Here is an 18,707-nt window from a genome sequence, read left to right on the forward strand (position 1 = left end):
TGCGCTCACCCTTTCTTACTAACTTTTTTCAAGTACTTCTGTTTTAAGCGTTGGGAATTTTTAGTTTGTTCCTCTTTGAATTCGTCCAATTGATCGGCAATCCCGTTGTATAAATCAAAGAAAGCGTTTAGCCATGCGTTGATGTCTGGAATATCCGCATACAACGTATCGAATGTCCCTTCGCCTAACATGACGTCATACCCTTTTGCTAACAACTCTTTGTACGGCTCTAAGTCCAAGCTATCTGCATCGTCTTCATTGGGTCCTTCAATCGAATCTACTTCTTTTTCAAACGCTTCATAGTTTTTTTGTACCTCGATTAAATGTTCTGGTGAACTATCAAAGAAAAATTCATGTCCTGCTAAAATGACTGGGAAACCTGTGCGTTTTACGTTAATTTCTAATGCTTTCATTTAATTACCTCCATAAGAAAAGGACAGCCAAATAGCTGCCCTTTATTTTCGTATTTATGATTGATTATTCAATGTTAAGGTGTGTTGAGCTGTTTTTTTACCATCCTCTGTTGTTCCTGTTGTGGTATAAACACCAGCCGGTACCGCTTCTGTCCAAGTAATATTTCCTGTTTCAGAGACAGCAAGACCTTCTGTTTCAGGCGTAATCTCATAGGTTGCTTTTTTGTTGGTTGCATTTTCAGGCAAGACAGTTGCTGTGATTTGTCGGCTACCTGCAGTACCCGCATCTGCTGTTGATGTTTTAGGAGAAAACTCTAAGCCAGTTACAGCAATCGGTAACGTCTTAAATGCCGGTACATCTACTTTCTCTCCACCGTCTACAAACCCTACTTGGTACGTTCCTGCTGGAACATCCGTATTGGGCTCAATGCCTATAATTTCTAAAGGGCTTGGACTAGCCGGAACAACGACTTCCTCACCTTTATAAACGATATATTCTCTCGCCATGTTAGATTCCTTCTTTCATATCTATGATGACCCCAGTTGTAGTCGGCGTTATTTTGTCGACTACTGGGGCTACGCTTTTGGGCTGATTTCTGGCAACGTGTCAAATTTAATTGAGCAGCCGAATTCTTCGTATGCTGTCGCATCGCCAGAACCTGCCTTAATGCCTGTAACTGTTGCACGTCCAATATAAACATCACCATTGGTTTGTACGACTTTATGCCAGATTTTACGGCCGTCACCTAATTTGTATTTTTTACTTGCAATTAATTGTTGTGCTGGGTCTTCTGCATCGTACATGCCTTCTGGTGTATACGTACCAGATACTGATACCACCGTTGTTTCAGGTGTACCATCACCGTCATAAAAACCTGTGTCGTCTGTTTCTTCGTCTGAATCGTCACCAATGGTAGAGATATATTTAGCTAGTCGTAACCATTCCGTATCTTCTGTAGGAGCTGTTTCTTTCCCTGGTGTATATTCAGCGATATAGTGTTCACGTTTCGCATTTTTTTCACGTGCAAACATTTGGATATCCATTTTTAATAACATTATTTTTCCCCCTTGAATGTGGTTAATTTTGCTTGAAAATCTAATAAAAAAACGAACCAACCTTGTTCATCTGCTTCATTGATGAAAGGTCTGTTCGTTATTGTTAAATTGTTATACTCAAAAGAGCTATCTTTACTTGGTAGTTCTTCAATGTTTTCTAAAACATCCGATAGTAGCCATAATGTCCGCTCTATCTTAGCACCGTCTTTTGATTTCATGGCAATTTCATAGTTTAACAACTCGTCTTTGATTCCGTCATAATATTCGGTTTCTACCTTACCGCCCGGTAATGGGTAAATCACTAAGCTTTCTAGCGCTGAAAGGTATCCTTTCCGAATATTTAACGGCAAATTAGGAATCTGATTTATCTTTTCATTTAAACAATCAAGAAAATCCATTACTTAATACCTGCTCCTTTCAGAAAAGCCCGTTTCCACGCATTTAGATAAGCGCCTTTTGCTTTTAAATCCCATCTTGGCCCAGTACCTGGTGTGGTATATTTTTTCCCGTTCAAATAAAATTGACGTTTCGCGTATTTCGTGTCGTAAATAATCTTTTCACCATTGCTTGATAAATGAACGCTTTGCCTTAAAATATTATTCTTTCGTGGTACAAATTGGTTCATATCTGCCATCGCTTGATTACCTAATGCATATCTACCTCGTCTCATTGCATCAGAGCTTACTTTGGTTCTTACACCGCTTAAATTTACCTTAACCCCCATTAGACTACCTCAATCTCATAAGAGTAAACGGTGGCTGCTTGATAGGCTTCTATGACAGTATCAATTTTAGTGATTACGTGTTCTTTCCCATCGTAAATAATCAATGATTGTTCTTTGAATTCAGGAAAAGGCGTAGTCAATCCGTGATAACAGAAAATTAATCCGTTATAAAGCAACTGTTTGCCACTTGATGAAAAAGTATATTGGCTTCCTCTGTCAATTCGGCAATATTCAATAAGAATTGGTTCCTTGTATACTGGCTTGTTCCAATCGCCCTCCCCTAAGTACTCTTTATACTCAAAGGAATCAACTAAGAATTTTTTGGGTGGCTTTGGCATTAGCATGACGAAACACCTCGATATAACAAACCTGTACCTTCCAGATACAAATAAACGTCTTCGGCAGTTAACGACTTACTTTCGTTATTTCCAGAAGGATTGTAGCGACTGGCATTAGAAATACTCGTACGGCCTGCTGAAAAGCTTTGAGGGGCATTGTTGATACTTTCATACGTATCCGCACCAACATCGACAAAATACATTATTTGCGCACACAGAGCGAGTTTAAACTGTTTCACTCTAAATTGCCTAGAATCTTTCATTATATCATTGAACTGATAAAAGTAATTCGTTACGTTATCAATCGCTGCGGTGGCTTTTACTAAATATTTGTCAAAGTTATCTTTATATTCATCTGCGGCGCCTGTAAGCTCTTTAAACTCTTCAAAATCAATATAGGACATCTTAGATTCCTCCTAAAAAAAGAAGGAGACTAAGCTCCTTCTTCCATTTCAATAACAACCCCGCTTGTTGTCGGCGTTAGTTTACCAACTTTCGGGGCTACACTTTTGGGGCAACACCTTTAATAATCGCTTTAGCATTTTTTTCAGGGATATATTTGCCATACTTACCTGCCGCTTGTAACGCTGTGCCTGCGAAATCTTCTGAATCCATAGCACGTGCTACTTGAATACCTACGCCAGCTACACCTACGTTATCAGCTGAAAAAATTGCTACCTCATTTGGTTGAAATTTTTCATCTGGTAACTCTTCTAAAACAAACCCTTTAAATTTGTATAAAGTTTGTTCATCAACATTAGCGGATGAATTTTTAGAAGTTGTTGCAAGTTTTGAATCAATTAATAAGTCGTAAACGTCTGAATTAACATAGGCAACCCATGCAACGTTTTGAGAAACATTGTTATTAACAAATTTCTTATGAGCATTAGAAAATAGTTTTGTAATACCAGCTTCATCTAATGTAGTGGTTAGTTCTTCACTTGCATTGTCAGATAATGCTTTGCCTAACAAGTTATCCACATGTTGCGCCCAGGCAACAGCATGCAAAGCTAAGCGCTCTGCTACAACTTGATCAGGAATATCATTTACAGTAAACTGATCGACACCTTCATGAATTGAAAGTGGCGCTTCATATTTAACTTGTTTATTGACTGATTTAACTTCTTTACGTTTACCAAAACGGCTTGAGCTGCCTGTCCCTGTTCCAAATCCTACATTTTCATCTGTCGAATATGCTTGAATAACAACGTCCGTATCTGTAACTTTCAAATCTAGAAATGTATCGTTTTGAGAGACTCCGTCTTTTGTCTGTAAAGTACCTCCGAAAGCACGTAAAAATACTGCTTTTTTAGCAAACAGTTCTGGCAAAATACCTGCATATTGTTTAGTGTAATATTTGATTGACATAATTTATTTCTCCTTCTTAAATATATTTTTCAACTGCTGCTGCAAACACGTCTGTGTTTCCTTTATCATTTTTAGGATTTCCAGGGTTAACGATTTGCGGCTTTGAAGCTTGGTCTTTATCAGTTTGAAACAAAAAGGCTTTATTTTCTTGTAGTCCCTTTAATTGTTCTTCAAAACCTTGTAAATTACCGTCGACAACTTTAATAGTGTCTTTATCTAGTTGACCAAGTAAGATTTCTTCATCAAGCGCATTCGCTTCTTTTAATGCTAATTTAATTGCGAAATCTTTTTGTTGTTCAGCTAACTGTTTTTCAGAATTATTTTTCGCTTCATCAAACTTTGTTTGTAAATCAGCTAATTTTTGCGTTAAATCATCGTTTCCTTGTGCTGATTCTTTTAAGGCCGTCAATTCTTCTTGGTTAGCTTCTAGTTCTTGCTTAGCGCTGTCACGTTCACTCTCTGCAGTAGCAACTTGCGCATTTAGTTGCGTGACCGTCTTACCATGTAAAGCCATGATAGACTTCGCTGTTTCTTCCTCAATGCCTAATGCGATTAAATCCTCTTTTTTCATAAATCTGTTCCTCCTAAGTGTTTTTTGAGTGGCAACTCCCACTGTGAGCCGTCTTTTTGAGACTTCCGAGCAGGTCTAGGTATAAAATAAAAAGCCTAACGATAGTTAGACCTGTTTTCTTCTCTTTTTAAATATTCTTCGTAATCGGCATCCAATCGATCGTAAGGATCTTCCTTTGTCTCCATATTCACGCGAAACCCATATCTAATAAAAGCGATAGTGATTGCTAGTGATAAACCAATGACTGGCAATCCAATCACAATGGCGATAAATTTTATTAGCATAGAAACACCTCTTTTTTTATTTTATAAATCATAAAATCCCACTTCGTCTGTTACTGTTTCAATTAACGGAAAATCACGAATAACCATATAAGCAACTAAAGCAAATCGATTCACGATATCTTCGTCTTGATTGTCTATACCAGCCTCATGAGCTATAGCATGCGTTAATTCATGGATAAATGTTTGTTCTTGTTTCTCAACAGACAATTTATCCCATATTTTAATCACAGACGTTTGATAGTCGCATTCGCCCCACTTTTGGCCTCCGTCTTCAGTTGGAAGATATGAAACTAACTCAACTTGATAGTTTATGGCTCCTACTTTTATTTTAGTTGGTATTTTCATTGTATTTCTCTCCATTCTCTAAAAATCGTCGTAACGAAAATCTTTTAGCAACGTATTAACTGGGGTGTAAACTTTTTCACGGGCATAATTTCTGCCTAAATACTCATTAGAATCTACTAGTTCTCGTAGTTTCGCTTGGTTTGCTCTTACTTTCTGTTTCCATTGCTTGGCATTGTCAGTATGATCTAATGCTTCGGAAACCATTTGATTCTTTTTAAATTTGACTACTTGGCGCTCTAATTGCCGTTGACGTTTCGTCAATTCAGCAACTTTTTCATTTTCCTTTGCATCAATTTTAGGTTGATTATTTGTATTGATACCAGGGATAAAAGGAATGTGTAAATGATTGCAGTTAATCCCTCTATGCCCGCCAGCAGTTCCATATTCTGCGCCCCAATAAGGGTCGTAAATACTCTTATACTTTTCATTACTTGAAACAGATTCACGTAAATCGGCAACGTGTCCTTGAATCTTAGAACAAGCTTTTCTAGCCCCCATATGGCTAGTGACCAGTACCGTGTGAACGTCATACTCGCTCATACGGTCTTTTCGTAACTTATCATAGGTGTTACCTAATGTAGACTTTAAAACGGTTCGAACGTAACGTTCCAAGCTCCACGTATGACCGCCTTTATCTACAAATGTTGACTTAATCCCTTTCTGTGCCCAACTTTGTATAGTACGTTCTAACGCTTCGTCAAATGTAAATAACCCGCTGTTAAATGTAGCGACTGTCTTATTAATGATTTCATTGTACATTTGGCTGGTGGCTGTTCCATAACCGAAGTTAGTGGATAACAACGTTTGATTTACATAGTTGTTAATATCAGACCACACTTGGTCGTGATAGGCTTTCATAATATTGTCTAAATCTGTTGGCATAGGCTTTGGATCATAAGGTAATTCTTTATCAATATCTTTTACAATTTTTTGCCCGGTACTTTCAAACATTCGCTCTATTTCAGATTCAGCAATTCCTGTTACTTGAGAAATGACTTTTGCGGTTTCTTTGTTAAACAAATGTAACTCTTGAAGCTTTTCTCTTTGCCAATCTAAAATATTCTCGTTACCGTTTTTTAAACGCTTAGCGATGATTCGTATTAATTCGCCCTCTAACGATTGGTAGAGGTGTGACATATTAGAGGACCATAAATCTAATTGATGAGGTGTAATCATTATTCCTCATCTCCTAGTTCATTTTCCGCCGATATTCTTTCTTGTTCTGGGTAGTCCATTTCTAACGTTTCTGCTCTAATCTCGTAAACTATTTTTTTGGCCTCTTTTTCAGTCACACCCGTTAATTTCTGAATAGCGCTTAGTTTTGATGAAAGACCAGCTGTAACTAATTTAGAGTAATAATCAGCTTTGGCATCTTGAGATTGAAAAACACCGTCATCAAAATCTATATTAATGCCTAGTTCTTTTGAATATTTGAATAGATTAAATGCTGCGGCCAATTCGAATATAGTTGTAATTAATTCTTTTAATGCTTCTTCCACAATTAAGACATTATCTGAACGGGTAGAAAAAGTCTCAGAATTTTCGCTGATGATTTCCGTAGCTGTTTTGACTGATTGTCCATCAAAGCTAAATGTTCCACTTGAAAAACCGGTTTGTAATTCAACAATTCGTAAAATAAAATTGATTGTCTCAATAAATTCCTGTGACCGTAACGTAGGAACAAATTCACTAATAAAAGGATCGTCTGATTTCAACCGTTGATATACAGATGTCTTACTGTCAAATCGTTTTATAGGATTCCCTTTTTCATCATATCTAACTTTGAAGAAATGATCTGAAGCTAATATTTTTCTTCTCGCTTCTTCAACTTCATTCATAAATTCATCGTATTTTTCGTTAATATCAATCAATTGGCGCTTCGCGTTGTCAATAATACCTAAACTCAATGGACTATCGATATCTATGTTGTTTTTTCCAGCTAGTTTTATATAGACAAATAATGGTCGAGTAAATCCGACTAAAGCAGTCTCCTCTTTTAGTTCCTTGTACTTGTCTAATGTCGGTAATGGTACCCTAACACCTGTTTGAGATTGTTCTTCTGAACGATACAATTCGTTTCTGATATAGTAAGTGCTATTTTCCCACTCATGAAATTCTAAAAGTGTGTAATAAACATTTTTCTTACCTTCATTCTGTTGTGTAATCGTAGCAATAGCTGCTTCAGATATATCATTAGTGTTGGACTGTAAAGGGTAAAAAGTATCAGCTCGGCAAAAGGATATTTTTATTTTGTTTGTCTTTGTATCTACATAGGGACGTAGGACAAGCCCTCCTATTGCATATCCTGCTTCCAGCTCTTCACCAAAGTTCTTACGAAACTTATTATCGTTAAAAACTGATTGTAAAAACTGGTCCGCTTCATCATTATCAATGCTTATCGCACACCCGTCATTAAAGACTAGCTTAGCTAATTTGCGAGAAACTACTTTTGATACATTTAATGAATGAAAAGCCCTGTGCATACGCATACCATCACTATTAACGTAGCTCACATCAGGAAACTTATTTTTATATATGCGTTTGTTGTCTATTATTCTATCGATTTCAGCAGTATTTACTCCGATTTTTGGATGATCTGTAATTCTATTAAGTGTTTCTACCATACCTATTTTTGCACCTCCAATCCTGAACATCGCTTTTAATTTGTCAAACATGTAAACACCTCTTTTCTAGGCGATATAGGTTTTATAAAAGTAATTATTACCATACCTTGCTTCATCAAGTGCATGATTATATTTATCTACGGGCAATCCATTATCATTTCTCACATACATAGAGATTTCTTTTTCAAAATTATAGTGGTCAAATTCTTCTCCACATTCTAAAACTATAAATTGGCCACTTATCATGGTGTTTTGTAGTCGTTCTATTCCAACCTCTATCTTTAAACCATTACTTGAAACTTTATCGGAGCTATTGTTATCAGCTTTATCTGTAATAATCCCTATTAAGTCAAGCTCAGAACGTAACGTTTTACAGGCAGGATCGACAAAGAAATAATTCCAGTGTGGCAAATGGTTCCATTTTGTATAACACCACTCAACAAACTGTTTAATCTCTTTTGCATAAATTGACATCGCTTTTGTTTCTCCCGTATCCGTTCCGCTATGATAGTAGTTTGCTAAACGATACAGATAAAATTTCCCAGCATAGAAGGTGACAACCCAAAATGCACAGGTAGTTGCATCAGCTTGGCCACCATCAGCAGTAAAAAACGTTTCAATGATGTTTCCTTTTATTTCGGTTGCCTTGTTGTTCTTACCGAACATCGAGTAAATAACACCTTGTGGTAGCACTCTATGACCATACCAGTCACGTTCTAAAAGATATTCGCTACTTGATAACTCATCGTATAACTGCTGCTTTCTTGATTCACTTAAGATTGGATTATCATCTGGTGTCCAATGACGAAATAAAAAACGTCCTGATTTCTCAAAACGTTCTAACAATTCTAAATTAGGGTGATTCGGTGCTGGCGGATTCTGTTCGCCTAAATGATAGCGCCATTCTGCAGCAAAAGTACGTCTAAAGCACTCATTAATGAAATCTTTATGCAGCAAGTTAAATTCTAAGAAAGTAACTGAGCCTAACGACATACCCGTAATAGCACCAACCGAATTGATTTTGCCGCCGCCTTTGTAATAAATCTTTTTTTCTCCGTTAGGTGCATATAAAAGCAAATGGTCCCCATGCTCATCATGTCGAATATCTGAAACACCATCAAAGATATGCATTAAGCCTAAACCGTCACCGTCCATAAACATTCGGAAAGCTTGTTCTTGATTATAAGCAGTCACAAGATGGTTCTGGTCTGGTGAGCGTAAATAGAAGTCTGCCATTTTAAATATATCACTGGTGGTTTTTCCGCTACGAGGAGTACCTTCGTTTAATTCAAAGGTCACTTTGCTTGTGTTGAAATTAATATTCGCTGCTTGCTTATCACTAAAATTAATTGTCATTGTTCACACCTCGTGATTTAACGTTGAGCAAAGCTTCTAACAATTCGTTCGCTTTGCCTCCAGCAGTTAACTTATCGGCCTGATTCGTAAGTATTTTCGCTTCTGCTTGTGTTTTTTCCATCTTCGCAGTTATCAAGCTTAATTTTGCTCTTCGTTCATCGGCTTCGTCTGCGATAGCTACAAATTGTTTAATTAAATTTGATAGTGTTCCCATTGCTCGAGATTGGGCGGCTAAAAAGTTCGCTTGTTTATCCCACGCGTATTGAACTTGCATAGTAGAACTGCTTCCACTTTCGCCAGATGACCAACCCGACTCCTCTTTTGAGATATCTCCGACATCATTGACGTACATAATCTGTTGTGATCGGATAATGGCTGTATATTGAATCATAATGTTATTCCAAAGAATATCTGCCGGTTCTGATTGGGAAACGGTCTCCATTATTTCTATTGTCTCTTCCGGCATCCACTTAGCAAAAATTCCGTGTTTAACTGCGTTCTTATTCCCCTTAGGGGGCGAACCGCCTTTATTCCCTTGGGCATTTTTATTGCCTTTAAGCGTATCGTAACGTTCCGTTTCAATCGGAGCGCTCCGTTTCATTGTAGTGTCCCACTTATCTTGAGATTTCCATTTTCTAATAGTGGAATCTGTAACACCTAATTCAATTGCGATATCTTTTAATTTCTTTGTTCCTTCAGATTCTAACCAAAGATGTTTTGCCTTTTCTCTATTTGGATTTCTAGCTCTAGACATACATTTTACACCACCTCGCCATCTGTGTTCGTTTTGTAATTCATCTGTATTTACTTATATTCTCTTGTACATGCTTGTCATTCCAACACCCATGACCGCAATATAGCAACTTGCAATAGTCAATTTCTTGTGGTGTAGCTTCTCGTGTCATCTCAATGATGGAATAGTCTTTCTTAATCTGCACCGACATTACTACCCGTTTATGTTGGTTTTTCATGGGTTTCGGATAATGGTGGTTCAGAGATATGTACCAATAATTATCCATCCTTCATTCCCTCCAAACAAAAAAAGAAGCCATCAAGGCAATCTCTTTTATTCTTCATTCTTATTTGTTATAATTTTATTAGGTAGCAACTCCTTTTATTTTTAATCAACACCTTATGTAATTCATAATTCAATGAAAAGACACATAATTTGCTACCTAACCGCTAGTATGTCACCACTAGCGGTTTTTATATGCATCAGACAAGACAATTAATGAATGATTTGCTATAATTTATTTACGGGTAGCGACATACCTTAGAAAATTTCTTGCACATGAAATTCCTCATATCGTACTAGCTACCTAACCACCCATGATTAATTTCACTGGTGGTTTTTTTGTTGTTCAGTAAACATAGTTACTAACTCATCATCTGAAGCTCGATTGCAATTAATGTAAAAAAACAAACACATAAATGTTTTACAATTTTTTTAATATTTGTTAGAATTTTTACAGGCAGGAATTCCTTCTTGATGAATTTAGATTTTGCGATTTAAAATTCTATCAACAAGTCTTACTATAACTGCCTATCCGCTAATTTTCCGATATTAGCGGTTTTTTACATACTAAAAGAGACATTCTTAATTAATTTTATGTACTAAATATGTCATTTCTTACATAAATTGGATAATGTCTATCACTATTAATTTGCTATAATGCTTTTGGGTAGCAACTCCTTAAATGCTGAAACAGTTATTTACACCTAGAAAACCCATCTTTTTGTAATATAGTCTGCTACCTATCCACTAGATTCCATAGTCTAGTGGTTTTTTTACGTATAAAAAAAGACTGCACGGTGAAAGTGCAGCCTTAGATAGGAAGGAAAATCTTAACCGTCATCTGATCGTAAAGGTAGTTACATTTGACTTATTGACGATTTTTTTATTTAAGTAGCATAGCTACTTACTGGAATAACGAGACTCGAACTCATGATCCTACGATTAACAGTCGTATGCTCTACCAACTGAGCTATATTCCATCAAAATGTCACTTCCTATTGTTAATTATATTCTAAGGTGTATACTTCAAGTAAGGAGGTGATAACATGACTTATTCTACAGGTGAAAAGCCAGGCAAAGGCACCTATACTTGTACTAATTGCGGTCAGCAAGTTGTATTAGATGACAAAACAGATACACTGCCGCCATGTCCTAGATGTGATAATACAAAGTATAGAAAATAATTATTTATAAGCAGTCTTTTAACGGACTGCTTATTTTATATTAATTTACGAAGTGTTTTACCTTCATCATTTAAGAGCCATACTGCAACAATTTTAAAATCTTCGTAATATGGCAGGTTAATTGCAGTTGTTTGCTCCTTACCAAATGTAATGATAATCGGGTTACTCATGTTAAAAACTTTAACTGCATTACTATCACAAGAAGTCCCTGAAACCCCTCCGATATAGTCCACTAAAAGTTTCGCTGCTTCTTTACCTTCTAATTCTTTTTTATTAAACTTATCAATTTGCAATAACATATAAATCTTCCTTTCTGTCTGTCTTTTTTTGCATATGCTAGCAATCGCCAAATATATCCCTTGCAAACTTGTAGAAAAAAGAGGAGGTTATTCACCTCACTTCATTTTATTGAGAACGTATGTCTGCAAGTGACCATCGAAAGTCAAATCAAACGGTGACTAAACCAGAAAGTGTTGTGTAATGTGTCCATTTCTTTGACTTTCGATGTTACTATATTAGCACTCAAATTCGTATAAAAACCGCCAACTTTCCGCCAAAAAACCGCCAAAATTTTATTTATAGGCAATTATTTTTCCATTGCGGTAAGCTTCTGCGAATTCAATCAAAGCTTCTGATTTCATTCTTTGAATACTTCTTTCGGAATAGCCGACTTCTCTAGCAATCTTGTAATTAGAGTAATGGTCCTGCACACAGAAACTATAGTGCAAAATTTGTCTGCTAGTTAGGCTTAATGCCATAAGCCCAGATAAAATTGCGTCTCTTTCTGCTTCTGCATCTGCTAATTGTACTAGCGCATCTTCTGCTTTGTTCCCATGACTTTGGCTTTTAGGCATATCTGTAATAATTGGTGATTTTAAATCTATCAAAGAGCGACCAGCTATTCGCTCTAAACGTCTAAAATTCTTCAACACATTTCTGGCATTCGCTTTTGTTTGTCGAAAATCTACTTCTTTTAGCAATTGAATCAAGTGGAATCGCTCCTTTTGTGGTATAATAACTATGTCGAAAATATTTCTCACAGCCGGAGCAATCTGGCTTTTTTTATTTTCTACTAAATAAACTTTTTACAATACGTACTATGAGATAGTATTTTCAAATACATTTACTCATGATATAATCATATTAACTTTCTTGGGGATTTTATTTCTGAAATAAATTTCTCCTTTTCTATGATAACTGGCGGAAAACAGTTATCGATAGTTCCTGTCTCCACCAGAGACACAATGTCAACCTTATTTGTTGGCACTATTAGCACTTTACTTGGGAAAAGTGCTAACTACCACATTAGTCAGCCATTGGTCGGCTGGCTTTTTGTTTGCAAAAAATCGGCTAGTTATTGTAAAAAAGTTGCAATAAGTTAAAACTCCAATGTAATTGGCCTCCCGTATTTTAAAATTCTCCATTCGCCATCTTTTGTATTGGTTTTATTCATATGATTTCTTTCATCACGAGCTATCGTATAATCGAAAAATAAATCGGCTTTCTCTGCTCCATGTAAGTACTCAACATACACTCCATCAACTTGCCTTCCTAAGATAAAAACTTCTGGATAACTCATACGCTGGAACCCCCTAAATATAGCCCTAATCCCAAAATAAACGAGCATGAAAGGAAATAAACAAGGTCACTGCTTGTTATGTCATTGCCATACACGAAATAGCTCACGGTTGCTTTGGCTACAAGAATCATTATTGCAATGCCACTAACTTTATTTATTACTCTTTTCCAGTTGCGTTTCATTTATTCACCATCCACCTTCACAGCAAACGGCCAATAGCGCTCATCAACTGCTTTGATTTCTTGTTCTGTTAACATATCCACCTTTTCCTTACATGTCGTAAAATCAATTGCTCCCGCTAAATTTAAAAAAGTATATCCTGTGTTAGTCGCCCCTTTGTCTGGTAATAAAACGTGATATAAAGGTCCCTTCTCGACTTCGTAGCCGTCAAGCCATGCGTGAGCAAACAACTCATGATTTTCAAAAGTATCAAGCCAGTCTGATACTTCTTTAGCTTTTTCTATATGCATCGTATCTCTAAGCTTACTTGTTGCTGAGCAATACAGAGTGCACTCTAATCCTTTGCATAACTCAATCCATTCTGCCACGAACTTCGGAACAACGACTTTTTTCGGTTCGTCTAGTTGTTTTGCTAAGCTAATTGCTTTTTCGACAGCATAGTTAGCACCTTTCAAATAATCAAGGCTATCTGTAGGAACTTCTAAGCATTCTAACTCTTCAATCAATTCTTGTTTATTCATCGCTGTTTCCCTCCTTGCGTTTCGCTATATCATCGGACCAAGCAGCATAATAATCAAAGTCATAGCCATCTTCTCTTGGGTTTTCTTCTAAACGATCTGGATCATGCATTAATATGGCCTCTTTCAACACTTTGGATTCATCTTCTAGTTCATCTATCAATTCATCTGGTATCTCAATTGAGACTATTTTTACTGTTTCATCTTCATCTGGATCATTTGACATTAGATAGTCTTTTTCTCCTTCGTATTCTTTAATTGCATCAATTAAGCTTTCTGTCCAATGTCCAGTATTTGAACTTTCATATCGATATAGTTTCATTCCGCTTCCTCCAATCTAATAGCTAACGTCCTTCTTCATGACTCGCATAATATATTTTATTAAATACTTCTTTCGGAGTTTCTTTGTAATAGGAGTTATAGTCCGTAGGATTATTATTCCAAGCTGGAGCATGCGTCCATTCGATAATTGATCCTACCCCTGGCATATTAGAGTTACAAATACACTTGATGTGGTTGACATTTACAAACTCAACATTCCCATCCATCGCTGTAAGTTCAATAAACATCACTCTTCCTCCTGTTCCAAGGCCCACTGGCTAAATGCTTGGATAACTTGTGCCAACTCTTTGTTTTTCAATTTCATGAATGCTATATTTTCTTTTCGGTGCGGCTCTCCATTAACATGTAAGAACCTAGAATTATATATTGTGTTGTAAAAATCGGAATCGTCTAGCATGTCATTTTTCAACCAATCCAGCACAATCTGCTGACTTTCGTTGAGCTGCGCCTGTACACTTTCATCTGCCTCAAATGCTTCACTTTCCAATCTTTCCCAATCGCTACTATGCATCTCAATGAATTCAATATCTGATAACCAAACGGCTTTTTTACTCATTCTGCGACCTCCAATAGTTCTGGGTTCTCGTAGACATTTCCGATAACTTCATATTCTTCGCTGTCAATGAATCTAACAGATGTTAATTTTCCATTTCTTAACATTTTTTTGCAGAATGAACCTTTTTCAAATACAACGATGCTATCATTTATATGCGATTCGAAAGGAATGTAATATAATACATCACCCTCAAAAATTTCAACGCCGTTCTTGTCTTTCAAGCCTGTTGATTGCATAAGAACATATTTATCAATCATTCCCCACATGCCATTTTCTAGATTAATAAGAGGCGCTATAAATCCTGTATCATCATCAATAGTCCATTCTACATTTTTATCGTCATCTGGATAATACATTATGTTTTCTTCTACTGAATATGCTCTAAACTTTGGAATCATCTTCTTCACTCGCTTTCAAATCTACTGGCAATATCAGCAATAACTGGCACTGTTACACTATTTCCAGCTTGCTTATATAATTGACTATCGCTGTTTACTTCTTTTGCTTTATCAAACGCCCAGTCAGGAAACCCTTGAAGTCGCCAACACTCACGAGGTGTTAGTTTGCGGATTCTAATACTATCTTTTAAAAAGTTATTTTCATGCCAACTATTAGATGTTACAGTTGGGGCAACTTTATATATACCTCCATCGTTATAACCACGAGATTTCTGAATAATAGCTACTCCATGTTTAACTTGTGCAGTTAACGTAAACATTTCTTCACCATCATCTTTAAACCGTCTTCCATTTTGTCGTTTTTCAAGTCTATCTGGTGTTAGTGTTAGTACAGGTATTGCTATTTTTTCTTCATGTTGTTCACGTTCAACAACATACGTTCCTGTTCCTTGAGCTTCGATTCTTGTTGTGAGTGTATTGGCGTAAATTTGTTGTCCTTGTAATTTAGTAAACGCTCTGTCGTTTTTTTTGAAAGGAAAAACTTTTCTGGTACGTTCTCCTCTAAGATGTCCGATAATGAATACTCGCTCTCTGTTCTGTGGAACGTAGTCTTTAGAGTTAAGCACTTGCCATTCCACATCATACCCGAGTTCATCCAAGGCTCTGAGGATTGTCTCGAACGTAGCCCCTCCTTCGTGGTTAAGCAATCCTTTGACGTTCTCAAGGAATAAATAGCGTGGTCTGAGAATAGATGCGAACCTTGCAATTTCAAAGAAGAGAGTTCCTCTAGTATCTTCAAAACCTTTTCGTTTTCCTGCAATCGAGAAAGCTTGGCACGGAAATCCTCCACAGATAACGTCAACACTTCCGATTCCTCGAATAAATTCATCTGATATTGTTGTGATGTCATGCATTTCCACCTCTCCTGTTGTGTCATGTATTGCTTTATAACTAGTTCGTGCGAACTTATCTATTTCACAAAAACCTATGCATTCATGACCGGCTGATTCCATACCTAAACGGAAACCGCCAATACCTGCAAATAAGTCTAAAAATTTCATAATTTCAAAGGAGTAAAGAATTCTTTACTGTGGCCACAAACTCCACTCCCTTCTGATTATTTGATTAATACATAAAACCCATTTTTCTTTGCAACATTTCCTTTGACTTCTAAATGATCTTCCAACTCTTCAAAGGTCCTTTTTGTAATTTTGGAAAGTTGCGTGTCATAACCTAAATTTCTAAGTGTCACGTATTCATCTGGTGTTAATTGGTCTAAATCTATTGCCACAAGTGGCGGAAAACGTTCAGCCGACGGCTTAAATGTCACACTAGTTAATTTCATTTTTTCACCCTCAACAATTTAGAATTAATTTTTTACGGCTTTCGTTAAATCAAAACCAAGAGCAGTTGAGTATCCTTCAACGCTTTCTGGTTCAACATGATAACGATGATTTTCAATATCCATCTTGCTGGCTTTTGCTACCTTCTCTAGAATGCTACCTGACCAGCTTTTACGATACCCTGCTTTCTTTTTTGACTTCGGATTTACACAACTTCTAGCGCCTTCGTCCGTTGCTTTACAGGGAATGACAAACAATGCTAATCTTGATTCGTCTAAATACAATTGAACCCATTCAGGTTTGTTGAGTCGTCTCACAACTGGACCGCTCAAAGCCAACCCGCTTTTTGAAATCGTAATACACTCTTTTCCTTCTGCTCCAAATGTTCCTGGTAATAATAAACTTGCTGTATTGATGTTAAATTTCATGTGTTTTGTCTCCTCTACTTTGTTATTTTGTTTTCTCTTAATTTTATTTTCTATTTCATTCGCCATTCGCCAATTTTGAAAGGTTGTTGTGCCTAGCCCTAGGGCTTTCTTAATGTCTTTTACTTGATAGCCCAAATCCAACAAGCGTTGGTATTCTTCTTTCGTCAGCTTATCAGGATCTAGCCTTGGCAACGGTCGCTTATCACCTATGCGATCAGAATTTAATAACGTAGACAACCGCTGGACCTCTCTCACGATTTCTGGATTGTTCATCCAAGTATCGTCGTCGCCTGTCAGAGAAAGAATTTTATGTCGAATGGCTTGTTTTTTTGCTTTGAGTATATTGTTTGCCATTATTCCCCCTCCAATCTCATGATTTCAATTTCTGTTCGTGGGTTTAAGCTATAGAGCTTTTGGCAAACCATCACAGCTATTTGACCGTCATTTTTGTACAAAATGCCTTCAGCAGCATCTGTGACTGCTTTAAAATAGTTGTCCAAATCAGGCTTTTTATCGCAATATTTCCGCTCTAATTCCACTTCTAAGCGTTTCTGTTTATTACTTAAGGCAGATTTAGGCGTATGGATGTAAAACGTCACATGAGCGGAAATTGGCCCTTTTTCAATCAACTTTGCTCTTGATTTACGAAGATAATTCTTCACTTGATTTTTGTATTCTTTCATAGCGCTATCTTCGTATGTTTGAACATAATTTCCACGCCTTGCGAATCTTGGGCGACTTTGTGGCTTAGGTTCAATCGGTAGAATAATTCGCATCTCTTCCACCTCGAACCTTACAAATCGGCTTCTTTGACGAATACTCCGTTTACCATTTCCCCTTGGCGATTTTTGATTTCGCTATATGCTTGATTTAAGCATTCGTATAAGTCCATGTTATTTTGCATAGCGAGAATAATTAACGTCACAACCACATCACCTATACCATCTCTTAAATCATTTTCATTATTTCTTGCCAATGCAGCGCCAACTTCTCCGACTTCCTCAATCACTTTTAACATTTGCTTTTCTGGCTCTGCTTTATCTAAATGCTTTTCTTTCGCCCATTCTTCTACTAATTTAACTAATTCGTTCATCATTTTCCCTCCATGAATTCTTTTATTTGTCTATCAAGTTCCGCTTGCTCTTCTGGCGATAACTTTTCTTCTTGCTGGTTATTTGATTCTTTTGCCCATTCTGGTAAACTTTCAGTTCTAACATTTTGACGTTGGTAAGTCGTTCGTTGTTGGCCCCGTTCTTTTTCATTCTTGATTTCAAATTTTAGTTTTTCAAACTGCGCTCTTAGCTTAGAAGCACTTCTAATGTTTCCAAACCAGAATGAATTTGTCGGTAACCAATCAAGAACATAGTCAATTGCTGCAATAGTTTGTTGATCTCGTTCTTCGATTAGCCTAAACGTGTCAGCCCACTTTTCAATGTTCACTCTTTTCATTTCACTCGGAAAATCATTGATTAAATTATTTTGTAATTTTTGAGCAAGACGTAAATGTTCGTCAGAATATTTACAAGGAGATTTCTTTGGCTCTTCTTTATTATCTTTCTCTATACTCTTATCTCTATACTCTAACTCTATACTCTGGGCGACATTTTCAGGACATTCAGAGGACAATTTAGGGACATTGTCCACCTTTGACCTTTGCAAGCGTTTTTGTTTGGCTGCTTCTGTCTCAGATCCAACTAGTTCATTAAGTTGATTGATATATATTTCACCAGTATCGAGCAACTGTATTAGTCCTATTTTCTTAAATAAATCCATCGCAACTTTTACAGTGTCGACGGTGGAATTTGTGACCCTAGCGAGTGTCTCGGCATCGTAAGGGATTAACATGCTGCCAACGTTCCTTACTAACACCCCATCAGTTTTTAAAGATTTCAAACATAATTTTAGATATATTAAGCAGTACTCTTTTCCGTTGGGTTGTTCTTCTAACCATTCGATTGTGTCTTCTTCAAAAAAGTTTTCTTTCAATTTAAGCCAGTAATAACGCTTTTTCTGTTTATCTGACAACGTACGTTCCCCTTTCCTTTTAGTCTAGAATTCTGTATATTTAAAGTAAAAATTAAATGA

31 protein-coding genes and 1 tRNA gene are annotated in these 18,707 nt (G+C 36.6%); 1 reads left to right on the forward strand and 31 read right to left on the reverse strand.

The features are described from left to right. Positions 1 to 5 precede the first annotated feature (5 nt). The 17 genes from IGL37_RS07030 to IGL37_RS07110 form a co-directional block, all read right to left on the reverse strand. A complete protein-coding gene (locus IGL37_RS07030; protein WP_002357384.1) occupies positions 6 to 413 on the reverse strand; it encodes a hypothetical protein in 408 nt (135 codons plus the stop codon). Positions 414 to 467: 54 nt separating this feature from the next. Beyond that, positions 468 to 920 (reverse strand): hypothetical protein, encoded by a 453-nt coding sequence (locus IGL37_RS07035; RefSeq protein ID WP_002357383.1) that lies wholly within the window; start codon positions 918 to 920, stop codon positions 468 to 470. A 69-nt stretch (positions 921 to 989) separates the two neighbouring features. Further along, positions 990 to 1,469 (reverse strand): phage tail tube protein, encoded by a 480-nt coding sequence (locus IGL37_RS07040; RefSeq protein WP_010773974.1) that lies wholly within the window; start codon positions 1,467 to 1,469, stop codon positions 990 to 992. Then, positions 1,469 to 1,867 carry a minor capsid protein gene (locus IGL37_RS07045; protein WP_002357380.1) on the reverse strand — a complete coding sequence of 133 codons (399 nt, stop codon included), beginning with the start codon at positions 1,865 to 1,867 and terminating at the stop codon, positions 1,469 to 1,471. Before IGL37_RS07045 ends, IGL37_RS07040 begins: the two co-directional genes overlap by 1 nt. After that, positions 1,867 to 2,193 carry a minor capsid protein gene (locus tag IGL37_RS07050; RefSeq protein ID WP_002357378.1) on the reverse strand — a complete coding sequence of 109 codons (327 nt, stop codon included), beginning with the start codon at positions 2,191 to 2,193 and terminating at the stop codon, positions 1,867 to 1,869. Before IGL37_RS07050 ends, IGL37_RS07045 begins: the two co-directional genes overlap by 1 nt. Next, positions 2,193 to 2,537, reverse strand: coding sequence for a putative minor capsid protein (locus IGL37_RS07055; protein WP_010773975.1), 345 nt, complete (start codon positions 2,535 to 2,537; stop codon positions 2,193 to 2,195). Before IGL37_RS07055 ends, IGL37_RS07050 begins: the two co-directional genes overlap by 1 nt. Continuing rightward, positions 2,531 to 2,935 (reverse strand): hypothetical protein, encoded by a 405-nt coding sequence (locus IGL37_RS07060; protein ID WP_002357375.1) that lies wholly within the window; start codon positions 2,933 to 2,935, stop codon positions 2,531 to 2,533. The genes IGL37_RS07055 and IGL37_RS07060 overlap by 7 nt, the downstream gene beginning before the upstream one ends. 97 nt (positions 2,936 to 3,032) lie before the next feature. After that, the gene (locus IGL37_RS07065) at positions 3,033 to 3,899 is read right to left on the reverse strand and encodes a hypothetical protein (protein ID WP_002357374.1); all 867 of its coding nucleotides are present in this window, start codon (positions 3,897 to 3,899) and stop codon (positions 3,033 to 3,035) included. A gap of 16 nt (positions 3,900 to 3,915) precedes the next feature. Further along, positions 3,916 to 4,470 carry a phage scaffolding protein gene (locus IGL37_RS07070; protein WP_002357373.1) on the reverse strand — a complete coding sequence of 185 codons (555 nt, stop codon included), beginning with the start codon at positions 4,468 to 4,470 and terminating at the stop codon, positions 3,916 to 3,918. A gap of 95 nt (positions 4,471 to 4,565) precedes the next feature. After that, the gene (locus IGL37_RS07075; RefSeq protein WP_002357372.1) at positions 4,566 to 4,754 is read right to left on the reverse strand and encodes a hypothetical protein; all 189 of its coding nucleotides are present in this window, start codon (positions 4,752 to 4,754) and stop codon (positions 4,566 to 4,568) included. Positions 4,755 to 4,775: 21 nt separating this feature from the next. Further along, positions 4,776 to 5,099 carry an ImmA/IrrE family metallo-endopeptidase gene (locus IGL37_RS07080; protein WP_002357371.1) on the reverse strand — a complete coding sequence of 108 codons (324 nt, stop codon included), beginning with the start codon at positions 5,097 to 5,099 and terminating at the stop codon, positions 4,776 to 4,778. An 18-nt stretch (positions 5,100 to 5,117) separates the two neighbouring features. Then, on the reverse strand, positions 5,118 to 6,275 hold the full coding sequence (locus IGL37_RS07085) for a phage minor capsid protein (RefSeq protein WP_002357370.1): 1,158 nt from the start codon (positions 6,273 to 6,275) through the stop codon (positions 5,118 to 5,120). Next, positions 6,275 to 7,774, reverse strand: a complete 1,500-nt coding sequence (locus tag IGL37_RS07090; protein WP_002357369.1) for a phage portal protein — start codon at positions 7,772 to 7,774, stop codon at positions 6,275 to 6,277. Before IGL37_RS07090 ends, IGL37_RS07085 begins: the two co-directional genes overlap by 1 nt. Positions 7,775 to 7,789: 15 nt before the next feature. Beyond that, positions 7,790 to 9,079 carry a PBSX family phage terminase large subunit gene (locus tag IGL37_RS07095; protein ID WP_002357367.1) on the reverse strand — a complete coding sequence of 430 codons (1,290 nt, stop codon included), beginning with the start codon at positions 9,077 to 9,079 and terminating at the stop codon, positions 7,790 to 7,792. Then, entirely contained in the window at positions 9,069 to 9,833 is a 765-nt protein-coding gene (gene terS / locus IGL37_RS07100; RefSeq protein WP_002357366.1) for a phage terminase small subunit, read from the reverse strand. Before terS ends, IGL37_RS07095 begins: the two co-directional genes overlap by 11 nt. Positions 9,834 to 9,873: 40 nt before the next feature. Beyond that, the gene (locus IGL37_RS07105; protein WP_010830629.1) at positions 9,874 to 10,098 is read right to left on the reverse strand and encodes a hypothetical protein; all 225 of its coding nucleotides are present in this window, start codon (positions 10,096 to 10,098) and stop codon (positions 9,874 to 9,876) included. Positions 10,099 to 11,001: 903 nt separating this feature from the next. After that, positions 11,002 to 11,074 (reverse strand) — tRNA-Asn (locus IGL37_RS07110). A 66-nt stretch (positions 11,075 to 11,140) separates the two neighbouring features. Here IGL37_RS07110 and IGL37_RS07115 point away from each other — a divergent pair. Continuing rightward, entirely contained in the window at positions 11,141 to 11,278 is a 138-nt protein-coding gene (locus IGL37_RS07115; RefSeq protein WP_010773976.1) for a zinc ribbon-containing protein, read from the forward strand. 35 nt (positions 11,279 to 11,313) lie between these two features. Here IGL37_RS07115 and IGL37_RS07120 read toward each other — a convergent pair whose 3' ends face one another. From IGL37_RS07120 to IGL37_RS07185, 14 genes are all read right to left on the reverse strand, one after another. Continuing rightward, positions 11,314 to 11,577: a hypothetical protein gene (locus IGL37_RS07120; protein WP_002357363.1), complete on the reverse strand. Its 264-nt coding sequence runs from the start codon at positions 11,575 to 11,577 to the stop codon at positions 11,314 to 11,316. A gap of 273 nt (positions 11,578 to 11,850) precedes the next feature. Beyond that, positions 11,851 to 12,267 carry an ArpU family phage packaging/lysis transcriptional regulator gene (locus tag IGL37_RS07125; protein ID WP_002357362.1) on the reverse strand — a complete coding sequence of 139 codons (417 nt, stop codon included), beginning with the start codon at positions 12,265 to 12,267 and terminating at the stop codon, positions 11,851 to 11,853. Between the two features lie 389 nt (positions 12,268 to 12,656). After that, a complete protein-coding gene (locus tag IGL37_RS07130) occupies positions 12,657 to 12,857 on the reverse strand; it encodes a hypothetical protein (protein WP_002414920.1) in 201 nt (66 codons plus the stop codon). A 182-nt stretch (positions 12,858 to 13,039) separates the two neighbouring features. Then, positions 13,040 to 13,558 carry a DUF1642 domain-containing protein gene (locus IGL37_RS07135; RefSeq protein WP_002357360.1) on the reverse strand — a complete coding sequence of 173 codons (519 nt, stop codon included), beginning with the start codon at positions 13,556 to 13,558 and terminating at the stop codon, positions 13,040 to 13,042. Continuing rightward, the gene (locus IGL37_RS07140) at positions 13,551 to 13,877 is read right to left on the reverse strand and encodes a hypothetical protein (protein WP_002357359.1); all 327 of its coding nucleotides are present in this window, start codon (positions 13,875 to 13,877) and stop codon (positions 13,551 to 13,553) included. The genes IGL37_RS07135 and IGL37_RS07140 overlap by 8 nt, the downstream gene beginning before the upstream one ends. A gap of 22 nt (positions 13,878 to 13,899) precedes the next feature. Beyond that, positions 13,900 to 14,124, reverse strand: a complete 225-nt coding sequence (locus IGL37_RS07145; RefSeq protein ID WP_010773977.1) for a hypothetical protein — start codon at positions 14,122 to 14,124, stop codon at positions 13,900 to 13,902. Continuing rightward, positions 14,124 to 14,453: a hypothetical protein gene (locus IGL37_RS07150; protein WP_010773978.1), complete on the reverse strand. Its 330-nt coding sequence runs from the start codon at positions 14,451 to 14,453 to the stop codon at positions 14,124 to 14,126. The genes IGL37_RS07145 and IGL37_RS07150 overlap by 1 nt, the downstream gene beginning before the upstream one ends. Next, entirely contained in the window at positions 14,450 to 14,851 is a 402-nt protein-coding gene (locus IGL37_RS07155; protein ID WP_010773979.1) for a YopX family protein, read from the reverse strand. The genes IGL37_RS07150 and IGL37_RS07155 overlap by 4 nt, the downstream gene beginning before the upstream one ends. Positions 14,852 to 14,856: 5 nt before the next feature. Then, positions 14,857 to 15,912: a DNA cytosine methyltransferase gene (locus IGL37_RS07160; protein WP_002357355.1), complete on the reverse strand. Its 1,056-nt coding sequence runs from the start codon at positions 15,910 to 15,912 to the stop codon at positions 14,857 to 14,859. Positions 15,913 to 15,968: 56 nt separating this feature from the next. Further along, positions 15,969 to 16,196, reverse strand: coding sequence for a hypothetical protein (locus IGL37_RS07165; RefSeq protein ID WP_002357353.1), 228 nt, complete (start codon positions 16,194 to 16,196; stop codon positions 15,969 to 15,971). 24 nt (positions 16,197 to 16,220) lie between these two features. Next, on the reverse strand, positions 16,221 to 16,976 hold the full coding sequence (locus IGL37_RS07170; RefSeq protein ID WP_002357352.1) for a hypothetical protein: 756 nt from the start codon (positions 16,974 to 16,976) through the stop codon (positions 16,221 to 16,223). Next, positions 16,976 to 17,407 carry a RusA family crossover junction endodeoxyribonuclease gene (locus IGL37_RS07175; RefSeq protein ID WP_002357351.1) on the reverse strand — a complete coding sequence of 144 codons (432 nt, stop codon included), beginning with the start codon at positions 17,405 to 17,407 and terminating at the stop codon, positions 16,976 to 16,978. Before IGL37_RS07175 ends, IGL37_RS07170 begins: the two co-directional genes overlap by 1 nt. A gap of 8 nt (positions 17,408 to 17,415) precedes the next feature. Beyond that, positions 17,416 to 17,715 (reverse strand): MazG-like family protein, encoded by a 300-nt coding sequence (locus IGL37_RS07180; protein ID WP_010773981.1) that lies wholly within the window; start codon positions 17,713 to 17,715, stop codon positions 17,416 to 17,418. Further along, on the reverse strand, positions 17,715 to 18,647 hold the full coding sequence (locus IGL37_RS07185) for a phage replisome organizer N-terminal domain-containing protein (RefSeq protein ID WP_002357348.1): 933 nt from the start codon (positions 18,645 to 18,647) through the stop codon (positions 17,715 to 17,717). The genes IGL37_RS07180 and IGL37_RS07185 overlap by 1 nt, the downstream gene beginning before the upstream one ends. Between the last annotated feature and the right edge of the window lie 60 nt (positions 18,648 to 18,707).

The organism is Enterococcus sp. AZ119, from assembly GCF_050546175.1.
GTDB lineage: Bacteria > Bacillota > Bacilli > Lactobacillales > Enterococcaceae > Enterococcus > Enterococcus faecalis.